This is a genomic window from Catellatospora sp. KI3, assembly GCF_029948125.1.
GTDB lineage: Bacteria > Actinomycetota > Actinomycetes > Mycobacteriales > Micromonosporaceae > Catellatospora.
This window is the reverse complement of sequence record NZ_JASAMB010000004.1, coordinates 131,509-156,529: the sequence shown is the minus strand read 5'-3', so window position 1 is coordinate 156,529 and position 25,021 is coordinate 131,509. Positions and strand designations below refer to the sequence as shown.

Below are 25,021 nucleotides of genomic sequence, written 5' to 3'. Positions count from 1 at the left end.
CCCCACCCCTTCTGAGAAAGCAGGAACGCTTGAAGCGCTTCAGGTCACTCGCGTTGGTGCCGGTGCTGCTCGCGGCACTGGTGGTCGTGCCCGCCGCACCGGCGGGCGCGTCCCTCGCGCCGATGCACTGCACCCAGCACACGCTGCCCGTCCGGCTCTCCGAGACAGGTGCGGCGAGCTACAGCATGTGGGGCGAGCTGTGCTACCGCGGACCGCGCCAGCCCCGCACGGTGCAGCTGCTGGTGCACGGGGCCGGGTACAACCACGTGTACTTCGACATCCCGTACGGCGACGGGTACTACTCCTACGTGCGGGCGGCCACGCTCGTCGGGTACGCGACGTTCAACGTGGACCGCATCGGCGCCGGGCGCAGCTCGCACCCGGCCAGCCCCCTGGTGAACATCGCCGGCGGTTCGGTGGCGCTGCACGACGCGATCACCGCGCTGCGCTCGGGCGCGGTCAGCGGCACCGGGTTCGGCAAGGTGATCTGGGTCGGGCACTCCTACGGGTCGATCTACGGCTGGAAGGAGATATCGACGTACCACGACGTCGACGCGTTCATCAACACCGCGGCGCTGCACGTGTTCAACCAGCCGCACCTGAACGCGAACATCTTCCCTAACTTCTACGGGGCGGCGGCCGATCCCGCGTTCGCGGGCCTGGGCCTGGACCCCGGGTACCTGACGTCGAAGCCGGACATGCGCCACCTGATGTACTACGTGCCCGAGACCAGCGACGCGGGCGCCCTGGCCGCCGACGAGGCCAACAAGGACGTGGTCAGCTACACCCAGCTGACCGACCTCGCCGCGATCGTGGCGCTGCCGCCGGCGTCGGCGCTGACGCAGGGCATCACGGTGCCGACGCTGATCGTCAACGGGCAGGCCGATCCGATGCACTGCTCGGCGGTCGCGCAGGACTGCAGCAGCTCCGAGGTGGTGCAGCAGTTCGAGTCGCAGTACTACCCGGCGCAGGCGCGGCTGCGTACGGTGCTGATCCCGGACACGGGCCACAACACGGTCACGAGCACGACGTCGCCGTACAGCACCGCGGTCATGCTGGCCTGGTCCCTGTCGGTCGCGCCCCCGTTCTGACCCGACCCGCGCACGCCAACGCCCGGCCGCAGTGTTGCGGCCGGGCGTTCGCGTGTTCAGCTGGTGCGTGCGACCGCGCTCGGCTCCGCGGCCGGCGCCTCGGTCGTGGTCAGGACCGGGGCGGGTGCGGGAGCGGCGGGTGCCGGGGTCGCCTGCCCGGCGGCCCACCTCTCCTTGAACAGCAGCGGCAGCAGGCTGACCGCCAGCAGCACGATCGAGCTGACGAGGATGGCCCGGTTCAGGCCGAGTCCGTCGACCGACCAGCCCGCCAGCAGGCCGCCGAGCGGGATGCCGATGAACGACACGGCCGCGGCCACACCGAAGACGCGGGTCTGCAGCTGGGCGGGGGTGCGCTCGTACAGCATCGCGCCCATGATCGGGTTGACCGAGGAGATGGCGAACCCGGCCAGGAACGTGACCACGAGGACCAGCGCGAGGTTGTGCGACAGGCCCATCACGAGCAGCCGCGGCGCGCTCCCGACGATGAGCCCGACGGTGAACGCGACGTAGCGGGGCAGCTTCGTGGCCAGCATGATGAAGACCGCCCCGCCGAGTACGCCGCCCGCCGCGAGCGCGCTGGAGATCAGGCCCAGCGCGGCGGGGGACTTGAGCACCTCGCCGACCCACAGCGGCACGAAGACCGTGAACGCCTGGGTGAACAGGTTGCTCGCCGTGGTGATCAGCACGAGCGCGAACACCAGCCGGTCCTTGGCCAGGTGCGCGAAGCCGCCCTTGAGCGCGGTGAAGTAGGGCTCCTTCACGGTCGGCGTCGGGCTGGCCGCCGGTTCGGCCGGATCGGCGGGCGGCATCTTGACCAGGGCGATGACCAGCAGCGCGCAGAACGCGAACGACGCCGCGTCGAACCACACCGCGCCGCGGGCGCCCAGCCAGTAGATGAGCAGGCCGCCGACCGGCGCCCCGACCAGGGTCGCGGTCTTCGTGAAGCCCTCGTACAGCGCGGTCATGCGGACGATCGGGATCCCGGCGGCCTTGGCGATCGGGCGGTTGATGACGTTCTTCGACCGGTCGGCGATGCCCCGCAGCCCGCCGGCGACCGCCACGAGGACGAGCAGGACCACGTAGTTCATGCCGGGCAACCCGGCGATGGCGGCCATCGCGACGGCGCTGGCGATGTTGGCGGCGATGATCGTGCGCCGCAGCCCCACCCGGTCCGCGATCGGTGCCGCCAGTACGCCCGTCAGCACGTAGGGCAGCATCTCGGCCGCCACCGCGATGCCCATCTTGCTGGGGCTGGCCGTGGTGACCCAGATGAGCCACGGGATCGCCAGCGTCGAGATCCGGCTGCCCATGGACGACACCGTGTCGGCGATCAGCAGTGCTACATAGGGGACCTTCGGATTGCTCATGACTTCACCTCGCCCAGGTCGACCGGCAGTCGCCGGTAGCCGCGCAGCAGCAGTTGGTCGTTGCGTTCGGCCGCGCCGACGGCGAGGTCGGGGAAGCGGCGCAGCAGCATCGGGAAGGCGAGCTGCCCCTCCAGTCGGGACAGTGCCGCGCCGAGGCAGTAGTGCGGTCCCGCGCCGAAGCTGAGCGACTGGAGCCTCGGCCTGGTCACGTCGAACAGGTCGGGGTCGCGGTAGCGGCCCGGATCACGGTTCGCGGCGCCGAGCAGCACCAGCACCATCGACCCGGCGGGTACGCGTACCCCGGCGATCTCGCGGTCGTCGGCGACCCAGCGGCTGATGTACTGCAGCGACGCGTCGTAGCGGATGATCTCGTCGACCGTGTCGGTGAGCAGCTGGGTGTCGTCGCAGACGCTCTTGGCCAGCACCGGCCGTTCGAGCAGGATCGGCAGCCCGTTGCCGAGCATGTTGATGGTGGTCACGAACCCCGCGTTGAACATCAGTACGAGGTTGGCCACGACCTCGTCCTCGCTGAGCTGGTGGTGCTCGGCGTCCAGCACCTGCACGAGGGTGCTGACGAAGTCCTCGCGCGGCCGGGCGCGCCGGTCGGCGATCATGGCCCGGTAGTAGTCGAGGATCTCCCGGGTCACCGCGTCGGTGGCCAGCAGCACCTCGGGGGACTTCGCGGTCTGGTCGAGGTAGTCCACGATCTGCTGCACCCGCGGCCGGAACCAGTCCAGGTCGGCGTCGGGGATGCCGAGCAGCCCGCCGACCACGCTGGTCGGCATCAGGTACGCGAACTGCGAGATGAAGTCGACCTCGCCGCCGTCGGCCGCGGTGGCGGCCATCCGGTCCATGAGCGCGTCGACGATACGGGCGATCATCGGTTCGAGTGCGTTCACCCGGCGTACCGTCAGCACCTGGTGGAACAGCTTGCGCATGCGGCCGTGGTCGGGTGCGTTGGTGAACATCATCGTGGTCATGAGCGTGGTGAGGGTGGGGTGCCCGCGCCACGTCGTGCTGCCGAGGTCCAGGTGACGGCTGTCGGAGACGAGGAAGCCGGGATCGCGCAGCACCTGGTCGACGGCGTCGTAGCCGTGCACGACCGCGCCGAACGGGCCCGCTACCCCCGGGGTCACCGAGGCGGCGCCGCCCAGCGCGTGCAGCGCCGTGTAGTGCGGGTACGGGTTCGCGCGGCCCTCGGGGGAGAACAGCTCGCGGATGATCTCGTCGGCGTTCACGCGAGCCCGCCCGCGCTCATCGCCGCCGCGGCCACGGGCTCCTCGGGGGCGCCGTCCATGCAGTGGTCGAACTGCATGCGCAGCCGGGCCCGGCCGCGGGTGAACGCGCTCTCGACCGCCTTGGCGGTCAGCCCGAAGTAGTCGGCGATCTCCCGGTTGGTCATGCCCTTCGCCCGAGCCAGCATGATCTGCTGCTCGCGGCCCCGCAGCTGGCCGGCGCGCTCGATCATCCACCGGCCCAGGTCGCGCTCGACGATCTGCTCGTCGGGCCCCGCGGACCGCTCGATGAACGCCACACGCAGGCGCAGCCGGCGCTGGCGGTCCCAGTCGCGGTAGTAGTCCACGCACAGCCGCAGCGTGGTGGTGGTCAGGAACTCGCCGACCCGGTCCTCGTCGAGCCGGGGGAAGAGCACCCCGCGCAGCAGCACCTCCTGCACGCAGTCGTCGATGTCCTGCGGGTTCCACAGCCGGTTGCGCACCAGCCGCGTCACGTGGTCGCGGTAGGAGAGGATCAGCCGCCAGCGCCGATCGTCGGGGCGTTGCGGACCCTCGGGTGCTATGGGGGGAGCGATTTCGTAGTCAAACATGGCCAACCTTCCCTTTCTCGGACAGGCTTCGCCCTGCTTTGGCCAGCGCGCGGAATGGCTGAAACCATGAATCAGACATTCACGAACCTAAAATTCTCAATCTGTCGATCGAGACACCATGCCAGAGCAAGACCGACTCCGGCAAGGGATCGGGGAACAGATGATTCTTTTGCCCATGGCGCAGTATTAATGTCCGGCTTTCGGCGGTTATATAGGAACGCTTCCCCGTCATTCGGATATGCGATTCCCGCTGAAATCAGACAACGGTGAGGGTCGATTCCATCTGTCTCGTAACACCGAATGAACGCACCCGATCGCGCCAAGCTGGAGGTGGCCGGTGGACACCCACAACCGGTTCGAGACACGCACGACATTCACTCTGGCCAGGCTGGAGTGGCTCGCCGCCCTGGTGGTCAGCAGCGTGCTCGGGATCCTGCACATCGGCGAGATCCGCTGGCCGGTCTTCATCGGCTTCTTCCTGATCATCGACCTGATCGGGTACATCCCCGGGGCGATCGCGTTCCGGCGCACGCCCGGCGGCGACATCCCGCGCGGCTACTACCTGGCGTACAACGTCATGCACAGCCTGGTCACCAACGCGATCCTGGTCGGGCTGTGGTGCCTGCTGGTCGGGCCCGAGTGGGCGCTGCTCGCGGTGCCGATCCACCTCTTCGGCGACCGGGCGCTGTTCGGCAACACGCTCAAACCGTTCGGGGTCCCGTTCGAGCCGCACCCCAACCCCGCGTTCGAGCAGTTCGAGCGGGCGTACGCCGCCCAGCCCGGCACCCGGGCGCTGAGCGGGAAGGCCGCGCATGCCGTCGACGCGTGAGGAGCTGGAGGCGTACAGCGATCACCCCAGCGGCTTCCTCGCCCTCAACTCCGGCAACCGGCACTACCGCCACCCCGGCACGCGCGGCGTCATCTCCTACCGCGAATCGGGCCGCTACCTCGTCGTCTTCGGCGGCGTCACCGCCCCGCCCGGCGCGGACCACGCCGAGCTCCTCGACGGCTTCATCGCCCACGCCGCCCAACGGCGCCGCCGGATCGTCGCCATCCAGGTGCCGCTGGCCGACGCCCGTGCCTACGCCGAGCGCGGCTTCACCGTCAACCAGGTCGGCGCCTCATACGCGCGCAGCCTCGACGGGTTCTCCCTCGGCGGCGCGAAGTACATGCGGCTGCGCAACAAGATATCCCGCGCGGTGCGCGCCGGGCTCGAAGTATCCGAAATGGACCTCACTGCCGCGCAGACCGAGCTCGACGCCGTCGACAAGCCGTGGCTCAAAGCCAAGGGCGTCCTGGTCAAGGAGATCACCTTCCTGATCGGGGAGCGCACCGGCGAGTACGCCAAGGACCGGCGGCTGTTCGTCGGGCGGCTCGACGGCCAGATCATCGGATACATCACCTACTCGCCGGTCTACGGCAGCCGACCCGGCTGGCTGCACGACCTGACCCGGCGCCACCCCGACGCCCCGCCCGGCGTCATGGAGGCGATCAACTCCACGGCGATCACCGCCCTGCGGGCCGAGGGCTGCGCGTGGCTGCACCTCGGCTTCACCCCGTTCGTCGGGCTCGACCCGGGGCACGCCCTGCCCGGCGGCAGCCGCTTCGTCGACCGGATCACGGCGTTCCTCAGCCGCCACGGCGAGCACGTCTACCCCGCCCGATCGCAGCTCGCCTACAAGGAGAAGTGGGGTGTCGACGTGGTCCTGCCGGAGTACGTCGCGTTCCAGGGCCCGCCGCGCGTCGGCGCGGTATGGCGGCTGCTGCGCGTCACCAACTCGATCTGACCACGGGAGAGATGTCCATGCGTTTCCTGGAACGCGAACGAGCCGTACTCGGCAAGCTGCTGCCCGGCCTCGACGAGGCGCTGGCGGCACTCGGCCTGACCGCGCTGGAGCGCCCCGGCAGCCCCGGGATCGCGGCGTTCCGCGACGCGGGCGGCCCCGGGCTGCTGGTCGCGACGGCGCATGGCGGCGCGGGCGCGACCGCCGTGCAGGCGATCCAGGTGCAGCGCGCCATCGGCGCCCGCTCACCGTCCCTGGCCGTCGCCACGACGATGCACCACTTCTCCATGGCCGGGCTCGTCGTCGTCAGCGAGATATCCAACGGCTTCGAATGGATGCTGATGGAGGGCATCGCCCGCGAGTCGAAGCTGCTCGCGTCGGGTTTCGCCGAGGGCACCTCCGGGCAGAACATCCTCGCCCCCGGGCTGCGGGTCGCCCCCGCCGACGGCGGCGTACGCGTCACCGGCGCCAAACGCCCGTGCAGCCTGTCGGCCTCCATGGACCTGCTCACCGCGAGCATCCTCGTACCCCGCCTCGACGGGACCGGGGACCAGCTGGCCATCGCGCTGATCCCGGCGGGCTCGGACGGGATGAGCGTCAGCCCGTTCTGGGGCAGCTTCGCCCTCGCCGGAGCGGAGTCCGACCAGGTCGTCCTCGACGACGTCTTCGTCCCCGACGAGCTGCTCGTGCGTACCGACAGCGCGCCCGGGCAGGCCCTCGACGGGATCCAGATCGCCGGGTTCCTGTGGTTCGAGGTGCTGATGACCGCCAGCTACCTCGGCGCGGCCAGCGCCCTGGTGGAGCGGGTACTCGGCCAGGACCGCATCCCGGAGCTGGAGCGCGTGCGCCTGGTCTGCGACATCGAGGCCGCGATGGCGGCGGTGGAGACCATCGCCGCCCGGCTGGACAGCGGCGCCCGCGACGCCGCCGCGCTGGCCGAGTCGCTGTACGCCCGCTACGCCGCCCAGGACGCCATCGCCCGGATCGTCCCCCGCGCCGTGGAGCTGCTCGGCGGCATGGCGTACTTCGCCGCCGACGACGTCGCGTACCTGTCGGCCTGCGCCAACGGGCTGTCCCTGCACCCGCCGTCGCGTTCGCGCATGGCGGGTCCGCTCGTGGCCCAGCTGGCCGGGCAACCACTCACCATCGCGTAGAGGAAGAGGGATCTGATGCGGGCAGACAAACCGGTGCTGCTGCTCACCGGCGGTGCCGGCGTGCTCGGCACCGCTTTCATCGACGAACTCGCCGGCGACTACGAGATCATCTGCCTGCTGCGGCGGGCGTCGGTCGACGATCGCCGGGTCCAGCAGGTCCGCGGCGATCTCGCCGCCGACGACTTCGGACTGCCCCCGGCGCAGCTGCGCCGGCTGGCGGCCCAGGTCGACGTGATCCTGCACGCCGGTGCCGCGACGAACTGGACGCTGGCGCCCGAGGAGATCGCCGCGACCAACATCGAGGGCACCGCGCGGATGCTGGAGTTCGCCGAGGACGCCGGCGCCCCCCTCTACTACGTCAGCACCGCGTTCGTCGAGCGCCCCGTGCCCCACCCCGGCGATCCCCGCTTCATCGGTCCCCGCGCGTACATCGAGTCGAAGATCGCCGCCGAGGCGCTGATCCGCGACCGCCGGCACCCCGCCACCATCGTGCGGCCGTCCATCGTGATCGGTGACTCCCAGGATGGGCGGATATCGGCGTTCCAGGGCATCCACAAGGCGCTGCGTGCCGTCGTACGCGGCACCGCCCCCATGATCCCCGCCGACGCGGCCGCGTTGATCGACGCGATCCCGCAGGACGTCGTCGCGCGGGCCACCGGGCAGCTGATCCGCCGCGGCGAGACCGGCGGCACCTACATGCTGACCGCGGGGCCGCAGGCGCTGACCGTCGCCGAGATGGTGCGCCTGTGCATGGCGATGGCCGCCCGGTGCGGCCTGGCCCACAGCCAGCCCCGGCTCATTCCGACCGAGGCCGTCGACCGGCTGCTGATGCCGCTGCTCACGGAGGTCATCCCCGTCGCCATGCGCCGCCGGTTCGAGGACCTGATCACGCTGATGCTGCTGTTCCAGTCCGCCGACGCGCTGCCCACCTCGCTGCCGTCGCTGGGCCTCGGCGACACCGTCACCAAGGACGCGCTGCTCGCCTCGTTCGACCACACCATCGAGTACTGGTCCACCCACAGCAGGCTGCTGCCGCCGACCGGCGACCGCGAACGGGTCGCGGCATGACCGGCGTCGACCTGGCCGCGGACGTGGTCACCCGTACCAGGAAGCATCTCAGCTCGGGACGCGCGGCGCTGGCGCGGCTGATGGGGTCGGTCGTGGAGGTCCGCTCCGAGGGCGCCTGGGTGATCGACGCCGACGGGCGCCGCCACCTCGACTTCGGCGGGTACGGCGTCTTCATCCTCGGCCACTGCCACCCCGCCGTGGTCGCCGCCGTGCAGCACCAGGTGGCGACGCATCCCCTCGCGACGCGGACCCTGCTCGAACCCGTCATCGCGCAGGCCGCCGAGGCCCTCGCCGGGATCGCCCCGCCGGGCCTGGACCACGTCCACTTCGTCAACTCCGGCACCGAGGCGACCGAGGCGGCCCTGAAGCTCGCCCGCGCGCACGGCCACCACACGCTGATCACCACGACGGGCGGATTCCACGGCAAGACGCTGGGCGCGCTCAGCGTCACCGCCAACCCCACCTACCAGGACCAGTTCCGGCCCCTGCTGCCCGACGTCACGGTCGTGCCGTTCGGCGACGCGGCCGCGATGTCGGCGGCGATCGCGGCCGCCGGGCGCGCCGCCTGCGTCATCATCGAACCCGTCCAGGGCGAGGGCGGCGTCATCATCCCGCCGCCCGGCTACCTCACCGCGGTCGCCGCCGCCTGCGCCGAACACGGCGCGTTCCTCATCGTGGACGAGATCCAGACCGGGCTCGGGCGCCTCGGCTCCTGGTGGGGTATCGACACCGAACGCGTCGCCCCCGACGTGCTGCTCGTCGGCAAGGGCCTGTCCGGCGGGATCATCCCCGTCGCCGCGATGCTCGCCGGCGAGCAGACCTACGGGCCGTTCAACCGCGACCCGTTCCTGCACTCGTCCACGTTCGGCGGCTCACCGCTGGCGGGCGCCGCGGCGCTGGCCGCCGTGCGCACGATGGCCGCCGAGGACATCCCGGGCCGCGCGGCCCGCCTCGGGTCGCGGCTGCTCGACGGGGTACGCGCCCGGGCCGCCGCCCACGGCGCCGGACTCGTCGCCGACGTGCGGGGACGGGGCCTGCTCATCGGCATCGAGATGGCCGACCAGCGCCACCTCGGCGAGCTCGCGCTCGCGCTGATCGACCGCGGCGTGCTCGTGAGCCACTCGCTCAACGCGTCCCGGGTGATCCGGCTGACCCCGCCCGCCATCCTCGGCGACCCCGAGCTGGCGCTGTTCTTCCAGGTGTTCGACGACGCACTGGCCTCACTCACGGCCACGGTATAGGAACGAAGGGAAACGCCTTTCATGCGACGTGTCATCATCCGGGTGCTCGCCGGGCTCGCGCAGCCCGACGCGTACGCGCGGATCAGCGACTTCGCCCGCTACGAGGAGCTGACCAGCACCGTACGCCAGGTGACCGTGCACGCCGCCGACCCCGACGGCAGCGTCGTGTCCGACTGGACCGTCACCTTCCGCAACGGCCTGCTCCGCTGGACCGAGCGCGACCACTTCGAACCGGACCGCGGGGTCATCCGGTTCACGCAGCTCAGCGGCGACTTCGAACGGTTCGAGGGCGAGTGGCTGATCGAGGACGCGCCCGAGGGGACCGCGATCACCTTCGACGCCGTCTTCGACCTCGGCATGCCCTCCCTCGCCGACATCCTCGACCCGGTCGCCGAAGCCACCCTGCGCGACAACGTCCTGGTCATCCTGCGAGGCCTGCTCGGCGAGGTCACCGTGCCCGCCGACCTCGCGACGGCCCGCCATGACTGAGCCGCCCTGGCGTACCAGGCCGCCCGAACCGCCACCGCGCGATGACCGCGACCACGCCGACGTCGTGATCGTCGGCGCCGGGCTCACCGGCCTGTCCGCCGCGCTGCACCTGCTGCGCGCCGAACCCGGCCTCGACGTGCTGGTCCTCGACGCGGGACAGCCCGGCTCCGGCGCCAGCGGGCACGGCACCGGGCTGCTCGGGCCCCGCATCGGGCCGCCCGTCGACATCGCCCGGCGCCGCTTCGGCGACGACACCGCCCGTGCCGTGCACGCGTTCAGCACCGACGCCGTAGCGCGCGTACTGGCCCTGATCGCCGAGCTGGGCATCGACTGCGCCCTGACGACCGGGGCGCAGGAGATCGTCGCCCGCACCGAGGCCGACGCGGCCCGGCTGCGCTCGCGCGCCCGCGCCTACGCCGAACTCGGCCTCGACGTGCCGCTGCTGCCCGGCTCCCAGCTCGCCCCGTACCCCGACGTGGCCTACCTGGCCGGTCTGCGCTACCCGTCGGCGGCGACGTTGGACCCGGCCGCCCTGACGCGGGGCCTCGGCGACGCGGTACGCGCCGCCGGCGCCCGCATCCGCCCGGGCACCCTCGTCCGCGAGGTCCGCACCGGACTTCTGACCACGGACACCGGTGCGGTGCGCGCCCGCAGGATCCTCGTCGCTGTCAACGGCTACGCCGACCAGCTGCGGCTGCCCGTCGGCACGATGCTGCCGCTGCGCGTACACGCGATCGCGACCGCACCGCTGCCGCGTGGCCTACTCGACGGCGTGGCCCGCACCGCCGTCATCGAACACGGCGACCTCGCCCCCTACTACCGGCTGACCCCGGACCGGCGGCTGATCGCCGGGGGCGGCCGCGCGCTGCTGCCCGCCCGCGGGGACGGGCTGCCGCCCGGCCCGGCCGACGCCGCCCGCCACGCCCCCGCGTGGCGGTTCCTCACCCGGTGGCTGCACACCCTGCACCCGGCCCTGCGCGACGTCGAGGTGACGCACCGCTGGTCCGGGCGCATCGCGATGACCGGCGACGGGCTGCCCGTCGTCGGGCGCGCCGCCCCCGGCGTCTGGTACGCGGGCGGCTGCGGCGGGCACGGCCTGGCGCTCAGCGTGGCCACCGGCGCGTACCTGGCCGGGCACCACCTGGGCAGCGATTCACCCGGCGGGCGACCGGCGAGCCTGCCCTGGCACCGCGACCGCGCACCGCGCCTGCCCGTCGGCGGCCTCGCGCGGCCCCTGCTGGGCGGCTACCTCGCCACCCTGGCCGTCCGCGCCGAACGCAAGGCCCGCGAGGGTGCCGGTACCCGGCACGCGTAACACCAACGGAACCTGAAGGGACAGCCATGGGTGTCATCCATAAGCCGCTCGAGCTGCTAGAGGACAACTTCAAGAAGCCGACCGGCTTCTACGGCCGCCTCGTCGGCCACCTGATGACGGTCCAGCACCGCACGCTCACCGACTGGACCATCGACCAGATGGGCATCGCCGACGGCGACGACATCCTCGACATCGGCTGCGGCAGCGGCATGGCGCTGGGCCTCATGGCCGCCCGCGACACCACCGGCACCCTCGCCGGCATCGACTACTCGCCCGTCATGGTGGACCTGGCCGCCAAGCGCAACGCGGCGGCGGTCCGCGCGGGCCGGATGACGATCCAGCACGGCGACGCGATGAACCTGCCGTTCGAGCAGGCGTCGTTCGACCACGTCACCGCGATCGAGACGTTCTACTTCTGGCCCGACGCCATGCGCGGGCTGAAGCAGGCGCACCGGGTGCTGCGGCCCGGCGGGCAGATGATCGTCACGCTGGAGATGAGCCGCGAGGCGTCCGGCAGGCCGTCGCTGGTGCAGCGCTACTTCGGCAGGCGCTTCACCGAGCGCTCCGCCCGCGAGGGGCTGCGCATCGTCTCCGGCGCCGACCTCACCGGGATGCTCACCGAGGCGGGCTTCACCGGCGCCCGCTTCGTCGCCGAACCCACCCGGTCGCTCGGCTGGGTCTGCGCACTGGCCCGCAAGCCATGACCGCCCGGACCGTCCCCGCGGTACGCGGTGTTCCGCTGCTGGGCAGCATCACCGACTTCCGCCGCGACATCCTCGACGCGATGACGGCCGGGTTCCGCGAGCACGGCGACCTCGTCGCCTACAAGCTGGGACCGGTCACCGTGTACGGCGTCTCCAGCCCTGACCTGGCCGGGGAGGCGCTGACGGAGACCGCCCGGTTCGGCAAGCTCGGCGCCGACAACCCGCTGCGCCTCGTCCTCGGCACCGGGCTGCTCACCAGCTCCGACCACGAGAGCTGGCTGCGCAACCGCCGCATGATGCAGCCCCTCTACACGAAGAGCGCCATCGCCGGCATGTACGCCACCATGGTCTCCTCCACCCAGGACTGGCTCGACCACCTGGCGCGGGCGTACCGGCCGGGGGACCTGCTGGACATGCACAAGGAGACGATGCGGGTCACGCTCGACATCGTCAGCCGCGCCATGTTCTCCACGAACATCCTCGACGACCTCGACACCATCGGCCCCCACGCCGTCGACATCGCGATCAACTTCGCGTTCCAGCGGCTGCAGAACCCGTTCAGCCCGCCGGTGAGCTGGCCGACCCCCGGCAACCGGCGCTTCAAGGCCGTCATGACCGCGATCGACTCGCTGATGTACCGGCTGATCGCCGAGCGCCGCGCCGCCGGGCCGGCCGACAACGACCTGCTGGACATGCTGCTCGCGTGCAAGGACGACGCGACGGGGGAGGGGATGACCGACCGGGAACTGCGCGACGAGATCATCACCACCTTCGCCGCCGGGCACGAGACCACGGCGATCACCCTGACCTGGGCGCTGTACCTGCTGTCGCAGCATCCGCGGGCGCTGCGCAAGCTCCAGGACGAGGTCGACACCCTCGACGGGCGGCTGCCCACCCTCGAAGACCTGCCGAACCTGCCCTACACGCTGCGCGTGTTCGAGGAGGCGCTGCGGCTCTACCCGTCCGCGCCGATCGTGCCCCGGCTCACCGGCGTGGCGACCACCCTCGGCGGGTACGAGCTGCCCGCGGGGGCCCGGGTGCTGGTCAGCCTGTTCAACATCCAGCGCAACCCGGACCACTGGGACGACCCGGAGCGCTTCGAACCCGACCGCTTCGACCCGGCCGCCCGCAAGACCTGGCACCGGTTCGCGTACCTGCCCTTCGGCGCCGGGCCGCACCTGTGCATCGGCAAGCACTTCGCGCTGATGGAGGCGCAGCTGCTGCTCGCGGCCCTTATCCAGCGCTACGAGCTGCGCCACCTGCCCGGCCACCGGGTCGTCCAGCAGGCGTCGATCACGCTGCGGCCCCGGTACGGCATGGAGATGACGATGCACCCGCGGCGGCGCGTGCACACCCGAAAGGAACAGCGGGCATGAATGACGAACAGCTCTCCTGGACGCAGTACGCCCCCGGGCAGAAGGAGGGGCACTACGAGAGCTTCTACCAGCGGGGCAACCACCCGACCCGGCCGCTCGCGTTCTGGATCCGGTACACCATCTTCAGCCCGAAGGGGAAGCCGGAGGACGCCATCGGCGAGCTGTGGTCGATCTTCTTCGACGGCGAGACCGGCGAGCACGTCGCCGCGAAGGAGGAGCACCCGCTGAGCACCTGCTCCTTCGCCCGCGAGGGCATGGACGTGCGCATCGGCGGCTCGACCCTTGTCCCCGGCCACCTCACCGGCGGTGCGACCAGCTCCGGCGACACCATCGCCTGGGACCTGTCGTACGCCGGCAAGGAACCGATGCTGTTCCTCATCCCGCGCTCCCTCTACAGCGGCGGCTTCCCGAAGGCCAAGAGCCTCGTCGGCAGCCCGCTGGCCGCCTACGACGGCACCCTGACCGTCAACGGCCGCACCGTCGACATCGACGGCTGGGTCGGCAGCCAGAACCACAACTGGGGCAGCCAGCACACCGACTACTACGCGTTCGGGCAGGTCGCCGGGTTCGACGACGCCCCCGCCAGCTTCCTCGAAGTGATCACCGCCCAGACGAAGGTCGGCCCGATCAAGACGCCGTTCATGACCCTGCTCGTGCTGCGCCACGACGGCCGCGAGTACGCGATCACGTCACCGACGCAGGCGGCGAAGGCGAAAGGCAGCTTCGGGTACTTCCACTGGGACTTCGCGACCGGCGACGACGACGTGGCGATCAAGGGGCATGTCGAGGCGCCCGCGAGCGCGTTCGTCGGGCTGAACTACTACAACCCGCCCGGCGGGATCAAGCACTGCCTCAACACGAAGATCGGCTCCTGCGAGCTCACCATCACGGACAAGGCGTCGGGGCGGGTGGAGACACTGCGTACCGAGAACCGGGCCCTGTTCGAGATCCTCACCGACGACCGGGCACACGGAATCGAGATCCGAGCATGAGCATGACCGAGGCCACCGACCCGTACCTCGCCGACCAGGAAGACCTGGAGAAGCAGCTCACCGGCGCGAAGTGGCGGCGCCTGGCCGTGCTCGGCGACAGCATCGCCGAGGGCATGGGCGAGTCCACCCCCGGGTACGCCGACCGGACCTGGTTCGACCGCGTGCACGCCGTCCTGTCGCGTACCCACGAGGTGGATCTTCGGAACTTCGCCCAGCGCGACCTGCGCGCCGCCGACATCCGTGCGACGCAGCTGCCCGCGGCCGCCGAGTTCGGCCCGGACCTCGCCGTGCTCATCGCCGGGGGCAACGACCTGTTCCGGCGCAGCTTCGAACCCGACGCCGTCGAGGCCGACCTCGACGCGATCATCGGGACCCTGCGCGCGGGCGGCGCGACCGTCATCGCGGTCACGCTGATGGACATCGTCAGCGCTGTGCCCCAGCTGGCGGGCGGCGCGATGGACCGGCTGCCGATCCTCAACGAGCGCACCCGCGCCGTCTGCGCGCGCCACGGCGCGCTCGTGCTCGACGCCTTCGTCCACCCGATGTGCGCCGAACGCGACGTCTACAGCGCCGACTTCAAGCACCCCACGATGCGCGGCCACGCCATCCTCGCGATCGAGACGCTGCGGCTGCTCGCCGCGGCACAGTGAAGGAGCCCACGGTGACCACCACCGCGAACGCCCCCGCCCCGGCGCCCCGGCTGCGCGAGCCGATCCCGCTCGTCAGCCACCTGCGGGCCTTCATCCACGACCCGCTGGAGCTGTTTGACAGCATGCACGCCAGCCACGGCGACGTCGTCGAGTTCTTCATGGCGGGGGACCGGTGGGTGCTGCTCAGCCACCCCGACGACATCGAGCGCGTACACCTGGAGACCACCCGCAACTACCGCAAGGGGTACCAGGAGTACAAGAAGATCGGCTACGTGTTCAGCCGTACGCTCGGCAACGGCCTGGTCACGAGCGAGGGCAGCTTCTGGCGCACCCAGCGCCGCCTGGCCCAGCCGGCCTTCCACACCAAGCGCATCCAGGGGTACGCCGACACGATGGTCGGCTACACCCGCGAGCTGATCGACACGTGGCACCCCGGCGACGAGTTCGACATGCGCATCCTGATGGGCGGCCTGACCCAGCGCGTCGCGGGCAAGTCGTTCTTCGGCACCGACACCGAGAAGGAGTCCTCGCGGGCCAGCGAGGCCCTCGACAAGATCATGCTCGGGTTCAACGTGGAGCTGGGCAGCATGGTCCTCGAACGGCTGCCCGCGTTCGTCCCCACCCGCAACCGCCGCCGCGTCGACTCGGCGATCTCCGACTTCGAGGACGTCATCGCGGAGTTCATCGCCAACCGGCGCGCAGCCGAGGGCGAACACGGCGACCTGCTCGCGATGCTGGTCGAGTCCCGCGACGACGACGGTTCGCAGATGACCGACAAGCAGCTGCGCGACGAGCTCGTCACCATGTACGTCGCCGCGCAGGAGACCACCACCAGCACCCTGGCCTGGATCTGGTACTTCCTCGGCACCCGCCCCGACCTGGCCGCCCGCGTCTACGCCGAAGTCGACTCCGTCCTGGGCGGGGCACCGGCCACCGCCGAGAAGATGGGTGAGCTGAAGCTGCTGCGCGCCGTCGTCGACGAGGTCCTGCGGCTCTACCCGCCCGCGTGGCGGGTGTTCCGGGTGCCGGACAACGACGTGGAGTTCCAGGGCTACCGGGTCAAGGCCGGCACCATGGTCGCGATGAGCCAGTGGATCACCCACCGCGATCCGCGCTGGTTCGACAGGCCCACCGAGTTCGACCCCGACCGCTGGCTTGACGGGCGCACCGCCAACCTGCACCGGTACGCGTACTGGCCCTTCGGCGGCGGTCCGCGCATGTGCATCGGCAACGGGTTCGCGCTCATGGAGATCGTGCTCATCGCGGCCACGATCGCCCAGCGGGTCCGCTATACGCTGCTCGACCACGACGTCAAGCCGTACCCGATGATCACCCTGCGGCCGAGTCCCGGCGTGCGGGTCCGCGTCGACTCGGTGGCGGGTGCGCAGTGAGCCGGTGGCGGATCAGCGTAGACCACGATGCGTGCGCGGGTTCGGGCACGTGCACGTCCATCGCCCCCAAGCGGTTCCGGCTGAACGCGCAGTCGCTGTCCGTGCCGATCCAGGAACTGATCGAACCGGACGACGACGTGCTCGAGGCGGCGGAGATCTGCCCTGCGGCGGCGATCACCATCCGGGACGCGGAGACCGGCGCGACGATCTCGTAGCCGGTCGGGCGATTCGTGTTCAGCGGTGCGGAACGGTCGCGGCCGTGTGGTCGGCGGCTCACCGACCTGATCGGGCTGGCGCCGACCGGACGGGCCGCCGCTGCCGGTGGACCTGCCAGCCGGTGGCGGCCGCCGCGATCGCGAGGCCGACCACCGGCCCGGCCGGTGACCCGGCGACGGTCAGCGCGGTCGCGGCCAGTCCGGCGGGCAGCCAGGTCCAGACCGGCACCAGCCGGGCGGGCCGGCCCTGCCGCCGCCGCCAGCCCTCGACGGCCATCGGGATGATCAGCGGTGGCAGGGTGGCGGCGAGCACGGTCAGCCAGGTCAGCAGCGCCCGGTCGAAGCGCACCGCGGCCAGCGTGCCGCCGAGGACCGCGACGATCGCGATCCCGGCGGTGGCCGGCAGCCGCGGCCAGACCGCCCGCAGCGCGAGCGCGCCGGAGAAGGTGGTGGTCAGCGCGGGCGCGAACACCCCGACGGTGACGAAGACGTTGCCGTAGACCGCGACGCCCGGCGCGTCGGCCAGCACCGCGACCACGTCGGCGCTGCCGGTGCGCAGCCAGACCCCGGCGCCGGCCGCGGTGACCAGGACGGCCGGTCCGACCAGCAGCGCCACGCAGATCGCCAGGTCGCGTCGGGTGGCCAGGCCGCGGCTGAAGTCCGGCGCGCGCAGCGCGAACACCGCGACGTAGCCGCCGATCGCGGCGACGTCGGCGAGGGTGGCCCAGCCGCCCGGGTCGGCGGTCACCGGCGCGGCGTCCGGGCGCAGCAGCAGCACGCACACCGCGACCAGCGCCAGCGCCGCGACCGTGGTCAGCACGGCGATCCGGTTGTTCCACCGGCCCGGCACGAACGACGCGGCCAGCACGGCCCCGGCCAGCAGCAGCGCGCCGGCCGGACCGGGCAGCCCGGTGACCTTCGCCAGCGACGCCCCGCCCAGGCCGACGTTGAAGCCGTTCCAGCCGATCATCGCGGCGGCGAGCACCGCGCCGAGCAGGACCCCGGCCCGGCCCGGCAGGTAGCGCGGGGCCAGCTCGGTGAGGGCGGCGTTCTCCCCGTACGGCTGGCGCAGCCCCAGCGCGCCCTGCCCGAGCAGCAGTGCCGCCATCAGGGCCGCGCCGCCGAGCAGTGCGAGCAGCGGGACGGCGCCGTCGTGCCGGCGGGCCATTCCGGCGCCCAGGATCAGCGCGGCGGGCGCGGCCCCCAGCCCGAGCCAGGCGCCCGCCGCCGCGCTCCAGCGGCGGGCCGGCGCCGGTGCCCCGGTCAGTGGTTGGCTCCCGCCCCGAGCAGGCCGCGGATCTCGGTGGCGAACCGGTCGAAGCGCTGGTCGGACATCACCTTGGCGTAGTCGCGCTCGGCCGGCAGGTCGACGTCGATGGTCCGCACGATCCGGCCGGGCCGTGGGCTCATCACCTCGACCCTGGTGCCCAGGAAGACCGCCTCCGCGATGGAGTGCGTGACCAGCAGGATGGTGGTGCCGGTCTCCCGCCAGATCCGGTTGAGTTCGGCGTTGAGCTGCTCGCGGGTCAGCGCGTCCAGCGCGCCGAACGGCTCGTCCATCAGCAGCACCGACGGCTGGTGCAGCAGCGCGCGGCACAGCGCCACCCGCTGCTGCATGCCGCCGGACAGCTCGTGCGGCAGCGCGTCCTCGAAGCCGGTCAGCCCGGTGAGGCCGATCAGCTCGTCGGCGCGCCGGGCTGCCTGGCGCCGGTCCATGCCCCGGATCTCGGCCTGCAGCAGGATGTTCTTGCGCACGCCCCGCCAGTCGAGCAGGGCGGCGCGCTGGAACACGTACCCGATCTCCTTCTGGGCGCCGGTGACCGGCCGTCCCATCAACGAGACCGTGCCGGAGGTCGGCGCCACCAACCCTGCGACAATCTTGAGCAGGGTGGACTTGCCGCAGCCGGACGGGCCGACGATGGTCACGAACTCGCCGGGGGCGACCCGCATCGTGACGTCGTCCACCGCGACGGTCTGGGTGCGCTTGGACTGGAAGCGCACGGTCAGGCCGGTGAGATCCACCGCCGGCGCGGCCGTCGATGAGACGGTCATCTGTCAGCCCTTCGCCGCGAACGTGCCGGACCAGTACTTGCTCGGCGCGCCCGCGTCCTTCAACTCGGCGTGCTTGGCCATCAGGTCGATGGTCTCGACCCACTTGGCCTCGGCGTTGATGCCCGGGGCCGCCGTGTCGACCAGCGGCAGGCACAGCGTGAGCTGCTTGATCAGCACGTCCTTGGCCGGTTCGTTGTCGGCGAGCTTCTCCATCGCGGCGGCCGCGCCCGGGACGTCCTTGGCCGCCTCGGCCCAGGACTTCTGGGTGGCCCGGACGAACGCCTTGACCAGCTCCGGATCCTTGGCCAGCGTGTCGTCGTGCACGACCAGGCCGGTGCCGAGCAGGTTGAGCCCGAAATCGGCGAACAGCAGGTGGTCGACCTTCTTACCGGTCTTGGCCTCGATGGTCGGGGCCTGGTCGTGGAAGAAGCCCTGGATCGCGTCGACCTTGCCCTCGGCCAGCGCGGCGATCTTCCCGGCCGCGTCGACGTTGACCACCTTCACCTCGGCCGGGTCGACGCCGTTGGCCTTGAGCAGCGCGGGGAAGGTCGCGTACATCGCGTCTCCGGGCGTACCGCCGACGGTCTTGCCCTTGAGGTCGCTGATCTTCGTGATGTTCTTGTCGGCGAGGAACTCGACCGACGACGGCCCCTTCTGCAGGAACACCCCGACGCTCTTCACCTTCATCCCGGTGGTGATCGCCTTGAGCAGCGGGGGAGTGTCGGCCCAGCCGAAGTCGGTCTGCTGCTGGGCCACGGCCTGGACGGTCTTGCCGGAGCCGCCGCCTGCCTTGATCACCAGGTCGATGCCCTCGGCCTGGTAGAACCCCTTGTCGAGGCCGTAGTAGAACGGGGCGTGCTCGCCGTACGGGACCCAGTTGAGGGTCAGGGTGACCTTCTTGCTCCCACCGGGCGCGGCGGGCTGGTCGTTCGTGCCCGGAGCGCAGGCGGCGGCGCCCAGCAGCAGCGCGAACGCGGCCGCCAGCACGGGAAGTCTTCTCATTCGGTGGTCCTCCTAGCGCGGCGACGGGAGGTCAATCCCCGTCAGGACGTGGTGAGCGGAGTCCCGGACCGCCTGCTGGCGTGCCACGGGATGAGTACTGCCTCGGTCACCTCGACGATCGCGAACAGCACGATGCCGATCAGTGACATCAGGAACAGGTCGGCGAACAGCAGGGCCGAGTCGAGGTTGCCGTTGGCAAGCAGGAGCACGTATCCCAGGCCTTCGTTCGCGCCGACGAACTCGCCGACCACGGCGCCCACCACCGCGAGGGTGACGGCCACCTTCACCCCGGCCATCAGGTGCGGCAGGGCGTTGGGGAATCTGATCTTCCGAAAGGTCTGCCACGGGCTCGCGCCCATGGTCCTGGACAGGTCCACCAGCTCGGGGTCGGTGGACCGCAGCCCGGCCACCCCGGAGATGACCACCGGGAAGAACGCGATCAGCACCGCGAGAATGATCTTCGGGGCCAGGCCGAAGCCGAACCAGACGATCAGCAGCGGCGCGATGGCGATCTTAGGGATGACCTGGGCGAACAGCACGATCGGGTAGAGCGCCCGCTCCATGGTGCGCGAGTAGGCGATCAGGACGGCGGTGACCAGGCCCAGCAGCACGGCCAGCACGAAGCCGATGACGGTCTCGTAGAGCGTGACGTAGGTGTTCAGCCAGAGGAACGCCCGCTTGTCGACCATCGTCTGCCATACCTGCGCCGGGGTCGGCACCAGGTAGTGCGGGACGGCCCCGGTCTCCGACAGCGCCCACCACCCCGCGAACACGATGCCCAGCAGCAGCGCGGGCCGCCACAGCGCGTCGCCGAACCGGACCAGCCGTGTCAGCGGCTGGGCGGGGGTCCGCAGGGCCGGCGTGGGTTGACCGGCCGCGCGCGCCGCCGCGCCGCCAACGGTTGATCCACTTGCCGATCCATCGTGCACGACGGCTCCTCCCGGATGGACGGAAGGTTTCCTGGCAATTTCCGGGAAGCGCTTTCCGCTGAACGGACACTAGAGAGGATGTCGTCCATCAGGCAAGGGCTGTCAGAAACGGATCTATAAATATTTACATGATACGTTTGCAGGATCGCGGAGGAGGTGGGCCCGCTACCGGATCGGGTAGGTGTTCAGCAGCCCGCACATGCCGTGGCGGCCCTGCTCGCCGGGCGCGGCGAAGCCGTGCACCGCGGCGTCGGCCAGATGGTCGGGCCGTCCGTCGGCCAGCGCGTCCAGCTGGGCGGCGGTGTCCTGCGCCGCCCGCAGTGCGCCGGCGGCGAACCGCTCCCGCCACCGGGGCAGGTGCGGTGCCACCAGGCGGGCCGCCGCCTGGTGGAAGTCGCGCAGCGGCCCGAGGTCGCCGGCGTCGGCCGCCGCCCGCAACTGCTCGAACCCGAGCACCGCGAGATCGCGCCGGGCGTACGCGGCGGCCAGCGTCGCGCCGGGTGTGCCGTCGGCCGGCGGGGCGTCGTCCGGGGCGCCGCCACCGGGCAGGGCGGCGGCCGCGGCGTACCGCTGCGGGTCGGCCAGCACCGAGGGCGGGAACGTCAGCACCGCGTCACCGGCCTCCGGCAGCCCGCTGTTCTGCATCAGCACCGTGATCTCCAGGCCGCCGTGGTTGACCAGGCGGTGGATGGTGCCCGGGGTGAACCAGAGCACCGTGCCGGGCCGCAGCGGCGTCTGCTCGAAGCCGCTCATCGTCAGCGTCTGGACCGCGCCGGTGCCGGCCTGCACCACGTACGCCTCGGTGCAGCACAGATGCAGGTGCGGGGTGCCGCCCACCAGGCCGTCGGGCGCGGTGGTCCCGTACACCCGCAGCTGCGAGACGCCCACCCCGCCGGGCAGCGGCGCGAGGCCGGCCGGGGAGCCCGGCCCAGTCGACGTGTTCATCCGCGGCTCCTCGCTGTCGGCTGCACCTGAGGCCAAAAATCTCGGAAAGGGTTTTCCCGACGGTGGCTAGACGCTAGTGTCCCGCGTAGACGGACGTCAACATTTCGATGTGACGTCCGATCGCGGATCGCCTCCGCCTCGACCCCGGGAGGTACTTCAGGAAGCGATAGCGGCGAGATCCCTTGAGAACACGACGTGGCGGCGCACGTCCCACCTGCGTCAGGCAACCCGCCTGATCCACCCGTCATCCGGGCCTGCGCGTGCGCTGCTGCCCGGGTGCGATCGCGAGAAGGATCGCCATGAGTTCTCCCACCGTCCCCGAAAGAGCCCGCCGTCGCCACCGGGCCTCAGTCCTCGCTCTGGGGCTGAGCCTGTCGCTGCTGTCCGTGTCCATGCCCGGGTCCGCGCAGGCCGCGATCCCGGCGCAGGATCCCGGCGTCACGTTGCGCACCTACAGCCTCGCCGCCGACTTGAACGCGCTGTGCACGCTCAAGCCCGGGCAGACGCCCAACTTCGACAGGCTGATGCCGGTGATCAACTGGTCGACCGAGACCGAATTCGGCATCGCCGACAGGTTCCTCACCCAGGTCGTGGCGAACGTCAACATCACCACGGCCGGCTCGTACGCCTTCCGGCTCACCAGCGACGACGGCTCCCGCCTGCGCATCGACAAGAGCACCGTCGTCGACAACGACGACTCCAACAGCACCTTCACCACGGTCGTCAGCCACGACGGCGTGCACGGCGTATCGGCGAAGGACGGCACCGTCGACCTGTCCGCCGGCTATCACAAGCTGCGCATCGAGCACTTCGACAACACGGGCGGGCAGGCGCTCAAACTGGAGTGGCAGCCACCGGGCTCCGCACAGTTCGTCCTCGTGCCGACCACGGCGCTGAGCACCGAAGCCGGCGTCACCCGGGTGACCGCGCCGGGCACCAAGGAATGCGTCGAGGGCGCCGACACCCCGGGCGACGGGCTGCCGCTGAACGCGGTGCACCCCGACTACACGCTGACCGACCTGCGTCCCAGCGGGTTCCAGCCGAAGGTCACCGGCATGGACTGGCTGCCCGACAACCGGCTGGCCATCACCACCTGGGGCGGCGACTACGGCACCACCCAGCCGCTCGGCGAGGTCTACCTGCTGGGCAACGTCACCGGCGCCACCTCCGCCGCGCAGGTGACCGTGAAGCGGATCGCCACCGGGATGCAGGACCCGATGGGCATCAAGTACGTGGACGGCAAGCTGTACGTCTCCGAGCGGTCCCGGCTGGTCGAGCTGAACGACACCAACGGCGACGACATCATCGACAACAAGCGCACGGTGGCGACCTGGCCGTTCGGCGGGACCTACCACGAGTTCGCGTTCGGGCTGCTGTACAAGGACGGATACTTCTACCTCAACCTGTCGGTACAGATCACCCCCGGCGGCCACACCACCAGACCGCAGCTGGCCGCCAACCGCGGCACCGCGATCAAGGTGAACAAGGCGACCGGCCAGGTCGAGTACACGGCGAGCGGACTGCGTACCCCGAACGGCATGGGGTGGGGTCCCGAGGGCGGCATCTTCGTCACCGACAACCAGGGCGACTGGCTGCCGGCCAACAAGCTGGTGCAGCTCAAGCCGGGCCGGTTCTTCAACCACTTCAACGATCCGGCCGGTCCGTTCGACGCGAACGCCGCCACGCAGCCGGTCCTTTGGCTGCCGCACAACGAGATCGCGAACTCGCCGAGCACCCCGATCATGCTCACCCAGGGCCAGTTCGCCGGGCAGATGCTGTTCGGCGACGTCACCTACGGCGGCATCCAGCGCGGGTACCTGGAGAAGGTCAACGGCGAGTACCAGGGCGCGGTCTTCCGCTTCACCCAGGGGTTGGAGGCCGGCATCAGCCGGCTCACCCTCGGCCCCGACGGCGCGATCTACGCGGGCGGCATCGGCGACGAACGCGCCAGCAGCAACTGGCGCCAGCAGGGCAAGCTCCGCTACGGTCTGCAGAAGCTGACCCCCAGCGGCAGCAGCGCCTTCGACATCCTGGCGATGCGGGCGGTGGCCGGCGGCTTCGAACTCGAGTACACCCAGCCGCTGTCGGCCGCGACGCTGAGCTCGCTGGCCTCGCGGTACGCCGTCCAGCAGTGGCGCTACACCCCGACCTCGGACTACGGCGGCCCGAAGGTCGACCAGGAGACGCTGAGCGTCGCCTCGGCGATCCCCTCGGCCGACGGCCGGAAGGTCACGCTACGCATCAACGGCCTGGAATCCGGACGGGTGGTGTATGTGCACTCGCCGCGGCCGTTCAGTTCGGCGTCCGGGCAGTCCCTGTGGAGCACGGAGGCCTGGTACACCCTGAACTCCCTGGCCGGCAGCACCTACCAGGCCGAGCAGGCGGCGCTCAGCGGCGCGACCGTGGGGACCGAGCATGCCGGATACACCGGGGCCGGGTACGCCGACTTCGCCGACACGGCCAACACCGGCGGGTATGTCGAATGGACGGTCAGCGTGCCGACGGCGGGAAACCACTCGCTGTCGTTCCGCTACGCCAACGGCAAGACCGTCGACCGGCCGCTGGCAGTCGCCGTCAACGGCACGACTGTCAGCCCGGCACTCTCGTTCCCGCCGACAGGCGCCTGGACCACCTGGCGGACCACGACGCTGACCACGTCGCTGCCTGCCGGGCAGGTCAAGATCCGTGCGACGACGACGGGCGCCAACGGCAGCAACCTCGACCACGTGGTCGTCACCGCGGTACCTCGCATCCAGCTGTTCGACGGCACCGGTCTGGCGGCGTGGGAGAACACGGACGGCAGCCCGGCGGCCTGGCCGGTGGCCGGAGGTTCCATGGAGTCGCTGGGCGGGAACATCCGTACCAGAGCGAAGTTCGGCGACTTCAAGCTGCACGGCGAGTGGCTGGAACCCGTCTACCCGCCGGACGTCACCGGGCAGACCCGCGGCAACAGCGGGTTCTACCTCCAGGAACGATACGAGATCCAGGTGCTGGATTCCTACGGTGACACCACCCTGGCCAACAACGAGGCGGGAGCCGTCTACCTCAAGCGCGCCCCCGACCGGAACATGGCCACCGCGCCCAACACCTGGCAGACGTTCGACATCTCGTTCCGCGCCGCGCGGTTCAACGCGGCGGGCACGAAGATCGAAGATGCCAGAATCACCGTGGTATGGAACGGCGTCGTCGTCCACAACAACGTCGCCGTCAACGGCCCCACCGGAAACGGCCAGGCCGAAGGGCCGACGGCCGGCTCCATAGCCCTGCAGGACCACGGCGATCCAGGCGAGAACCCGCGCTTCCGCAACATCTGGATCGAACCGCTGAGTTGACGCACCCGCTGGTGCCGCCGGTCTCCGGCCGGCGGCACCAGCGGGCCAGCGGCGTATGCCCCGGGACTGTGGGCAGGTCCGGCTTGATCCGCTCTACAC

The 25,021-nt window shown here is 71.1% G+C and carries 23 protein-coding genes; 15 read left to right on the top strand and 8 right to left on the bottom strand.

The annotated features are described in order from the left end of the window. Positions 1-29: 29 nt before the first annotated feature. Complete coding sequence (locus QEZ54_RS09155) at positions 30-1,091, top strand: alpha/beta hydrolase (protein WP_281304076.1); 1,062 nt, start codon at positions 30-32, stop codon at positions 1,089-1,091. 56 nt (positions 1,092-1,147) lie between these two features. On the opposite strand, the gene QEZ54_RS09150 is transcribed toward QEZ54_RS09155, so the two are convergent. Genes QEZ54_RS09150 through QEZ54_RS09140 form a run of 3 tightly spaced genes read right to left on the bottom strand, consistent with a single transcriptional unit; the run spans position 1,148 to position 4,283 of the window. Then, complete coding sequence (locus QEZ54_RS09150; RefSeq protein WP_281304075.1) at positions 1,148-2,458, bottom strand: MFS transporter; 1,311 nt, start codon at positions 2,456-2,458, stop codon at positions 1,148-1,150. Beyond that, positions 2,455-3,696 (bottom strand): cytochrome P450, encoded by a 1,242-nt coding sequence (locus QEZ54_RS09145; RefSeq protein ID WP_281304074.1) that lies wholly within the window; start codon positions 3,694-3,696, stop codon positions 2,455-2,457. Before QEZ54_RS09145 ends, QEZ54_RS09150 begins: the two co-directional genes overlap by 4 nt. Next, complete coding sequence (locus tag QEZ54_RS09140; protein ID WP_281304073.1) at positions 3,693-4,283, bottom strand: sigma-70 family RNA polymerase sigma factor; 591 nt, start codon at positions 4,281-4,283, stop codon at positions 3,693-3,695. The genes QEZ54_RS09145 and QEZ54_RS09140 overlap by 4 nt, the downstream gene beginning before the upstream one ends. Before the next feature lie 337 nt (positions 4,284-4,620). Here QEZ54_RS09140 and QEZ54_RS09135 point away from each other — a divergent pair, with 337 nt between their 5' ends. The 13 genes from QEZ54_RS09135 to QEZ54_RS09075 are packed head-to-tail and all read left to right on the top strand — an operon-like array spanning position 4,621 to position 16,662. Next, positions 4,621-5,112 carry a hypothetical protein gene (locus QEZ54_RS09135; RefSeq protein WP_281304072.1) on the top strand — a complete coding sequence of 164 codons (492 nt, stop codon included), beginning with the start codon at positions 4,621-4,623 and terminating at the stop codon, positions 5,110-5,112. Next, on the top strand, positions 5,096-6,070 hold the full coding sequence (locus tag QEZ54_RS09130; RefSeq protein ID WP_281304071.1) for a DUF2156 domain-containing protein: 975 nt from the start codon (positions 5,096-5,098) through the stop codon (positions 6,068-6,070). The genes QEZ54_RS09135 and QEZ54_RS09130 overlap by 17 nt, the downstream gene beginning before the upstream one ends. Before the next feature lie 17 nt (positions 6,071-6,087). Beyond that, positions 6,088-7,221: an acyl-CoA dehydrogenase family protein gene (locus QEZ54_RS09125; protein ID WP_281304070.1), complete on the top strand. Its 1,134-nt coding sequence runs from the start codon at positions 6,088-6,090 to the stop codon at positions 7,219-7,221. Positions 7,222-7,236: 15 nt separating this feature from the next. Then, positions 7,237-8,289 carry an SDR family oxidoreductase gene (locus QEZ54_RS09120; protein WP_281304069.1) on the top strand — a complete coding sequence of 351 codons (1,053 nt, stop codon included), beginning with the start codon at positions 7,237-7,239 and terminating at the stop codon, positions 8,287-8,289. Then, positions 8,286-9,530 carry an aminotransferase class III-fold pyridoxal phosphate-dependent enzyme gene (locus QEZ54_RS09115; RefSeq protein WP_281304068.1) on the top strand — a complete coding sequence of 415 codons (1,245 nt, stop codon included), beginning with the start codon at positions 8,286-8,288 and terminating at the stop codon, positions 9,528-9,530. Before QEZ54_RS09120 ends, QEZ54_RS09115 begins: the two co-directional genes overlap by 4 nt. A gap of 21 nt (positions 9,531-9,551) precedes the next feature. Beyond that, the gene (locus QEZ54_RS09110; RefSeq protein ID WP_281304067.1) at positions 9,552-10,019 is read left to right on the top strand and encodes an SRPBCC family protein; all 468 of its coding nucleotides are present in this window, start codon (positions 9,552-9,554) and stop codon (positions 10,017-10,019) included. Continuing rightward, complete coding sequence (locus QEZ54_RS09105; RefSeq protein WP_281304066.1) at positions 10,012-11,334, top strand: FAD-dependent oxidoreductase; 1,323 nt, start codon at positions 10,012-10,014, stop codon at positions 11,332-11,334. The genes QEZ54_RS09110 and QEZ54_RS09105 overlap by 8 nt, the downstream gene beginning before the upstream one ends. Before the next feature lie 26 nt (positions 11,335-11,360). Beyond that, positions 11,361-12,038 carry a methyltransferase domain-containing protein gene (locus QEZ54_RS09100; protein ID WP_281304065.1) on the top strand — a complete coding sequence of 226 codons (678 nt, stop codon included), beginning with the start codon at positions 11,361-11,363 and terminating at the stop codon, positions 12,036-12,038. Continuing rightward, positions 12,035-13,414 (top strand): cytochrome P450, encoded by a 1,380-nt coding sequence (locus tag QEZ54_RS09095; protein ID WP_281304064.1) that lies wholly within the window; start codon positions 12,035-12,037, stop codon positions 13,412-13,414. Before QEZ54_RS09100 ends, QEZ54_RS09095 begins: the two co-directional genes overlap by 4 nt. Next, entirely contained in the window at positions 13,411-14,406 is a 996-nt protein-coding gene (locus QEZ54_RS09090; protein WP_281304063.1) for a hypothetical protein, read from the top strand. Before QEZ54_RS09095 ends, QEZ54_RS09090 begins: the two co-directional genes overlap by 4 nt. Beyond that, positions 14,403-15,056, top strand: coding sequence for an SGNH/GDSL hydrolase family protein (locus QEZ54_RS09085; protein ID WP_281304062.1), 654 nt, complete (start codon positions 14,403-14,405; stop codon positions 15,054-15,056). The genes QEZ54_RS09090 and QEZ54_RS09085 overlap by 4 nt, the downstream gene beginning before the upstream one ends. 11 nt (positions 15,057-15,067) lie before the next feature. Beyond that, complete coding sequence (locus tag QEZ54_RS09080; RefSeq protein ID WP_281304061.1) at positions 15,068-16,447, top strand: cytochrome P450; 1,380 nt, start codon at positions 15,068-15,070, stop codon at positions 16,445-16,447. Further along, a complete protein-coding gene (locus tag QEZ54_RS09075) occupies positions 16,444-16,662 on the top strand; it encodes a ferredoxin (protein WP_281304060.1) in 219 nt (72 codons plus the stop codon). The genes QEZ54_RS09080 and QEZ54_RS09075 overlap by 4 nt, the downstream gene beginning before the upstream one ends. 58 nt (positions 16,663-16,720) lie before the next feature. Here QEZ54_RS09075 and QEZ54_RS09070 read toward each other — a convergent pair whose 3' ends face one another. The 5 genes from QEZ54_RS09070 to QEZ54_RS09050 form a co-directional block, all read right to left on the bottom strand. Continuing rightward, a complete protein-coding gene (locus QEZ54_RS09070; protein WP_281304059.1) occupies positions 16,721-17,830 on the bottom strand; it encodes a hypothetical protein in 1,110 nt (369 codons plus the stop codon). A 95-nt stretch (positions 17,831-17,925) separates the two neighbouring features. Further along, positions 17,926-18,714: an ABC transporter ATP-binding protein gene (locus QEZ54_RS09065; RefSeq protein WP_281304058.1), complete on the bottom strand. Its 789-nt coding sequence runs from the start codon at positions 18,712-18,714 to the stop codon at positions 17,926-17,928. Positions 18,715-18,717: 3 nt separating this feature from the next. Further along, positions 18,718-19,716, bottom strand: coding sequence for an ABC transporter substrate-binding protein (locus QEZ54_RS09060; RefSeq protein WP_281304057.1), 999 nt, complete (start codon positions 19,714-19,716; stop codon positions 18,718-18,720). Between the two features lie 41 nt (positions 19,717-19,757). Then, positions 19,758-20,645 carry an ABC transporter permease gene (locus tag QEZ54_RS09055; RefSeq protein ID WP_281304056.1) on the bottom strand — a complete coding sequence of 296 codons (888 nt, stop codon included), beginning with the start codon at positions 20,643-20,645 and terminating at the stop codon, positions 19,758-19,760. 165 nt (positions 20,646-20,810) lie between these two features. Next, the gene (locus QEZ54_RS09050; protein WP_281304055.1) at positions 20,811-21,590 is read right to left on the bottom strand and encodes a cupin domain-containing protein; all 780 of its coding nucleotides are present in this window, start codon (positions 21,588-21,590) and stop codon (positions 20,811-20,813) included. Between the two features lie 299 nt (positions 21,591-21,889). Between QEZ54_RS09050 and QEZ54_RS09045 the strand changes: the two genes are divergently transcribed. Beyond that, positions 21,890-24,922: a family 16 glycoside hydrolase gene (locus QEZ54_RS09045; RefSeq protein WP_281304054.1), complete on the top strand. Its 3,033-nt coding sequence runs from the start codon at positions 21,890-21,892 to the stop codon at positions 24,920-24,922. Positions 24,923-25,021: the final 99 nt, after the last annotated feature.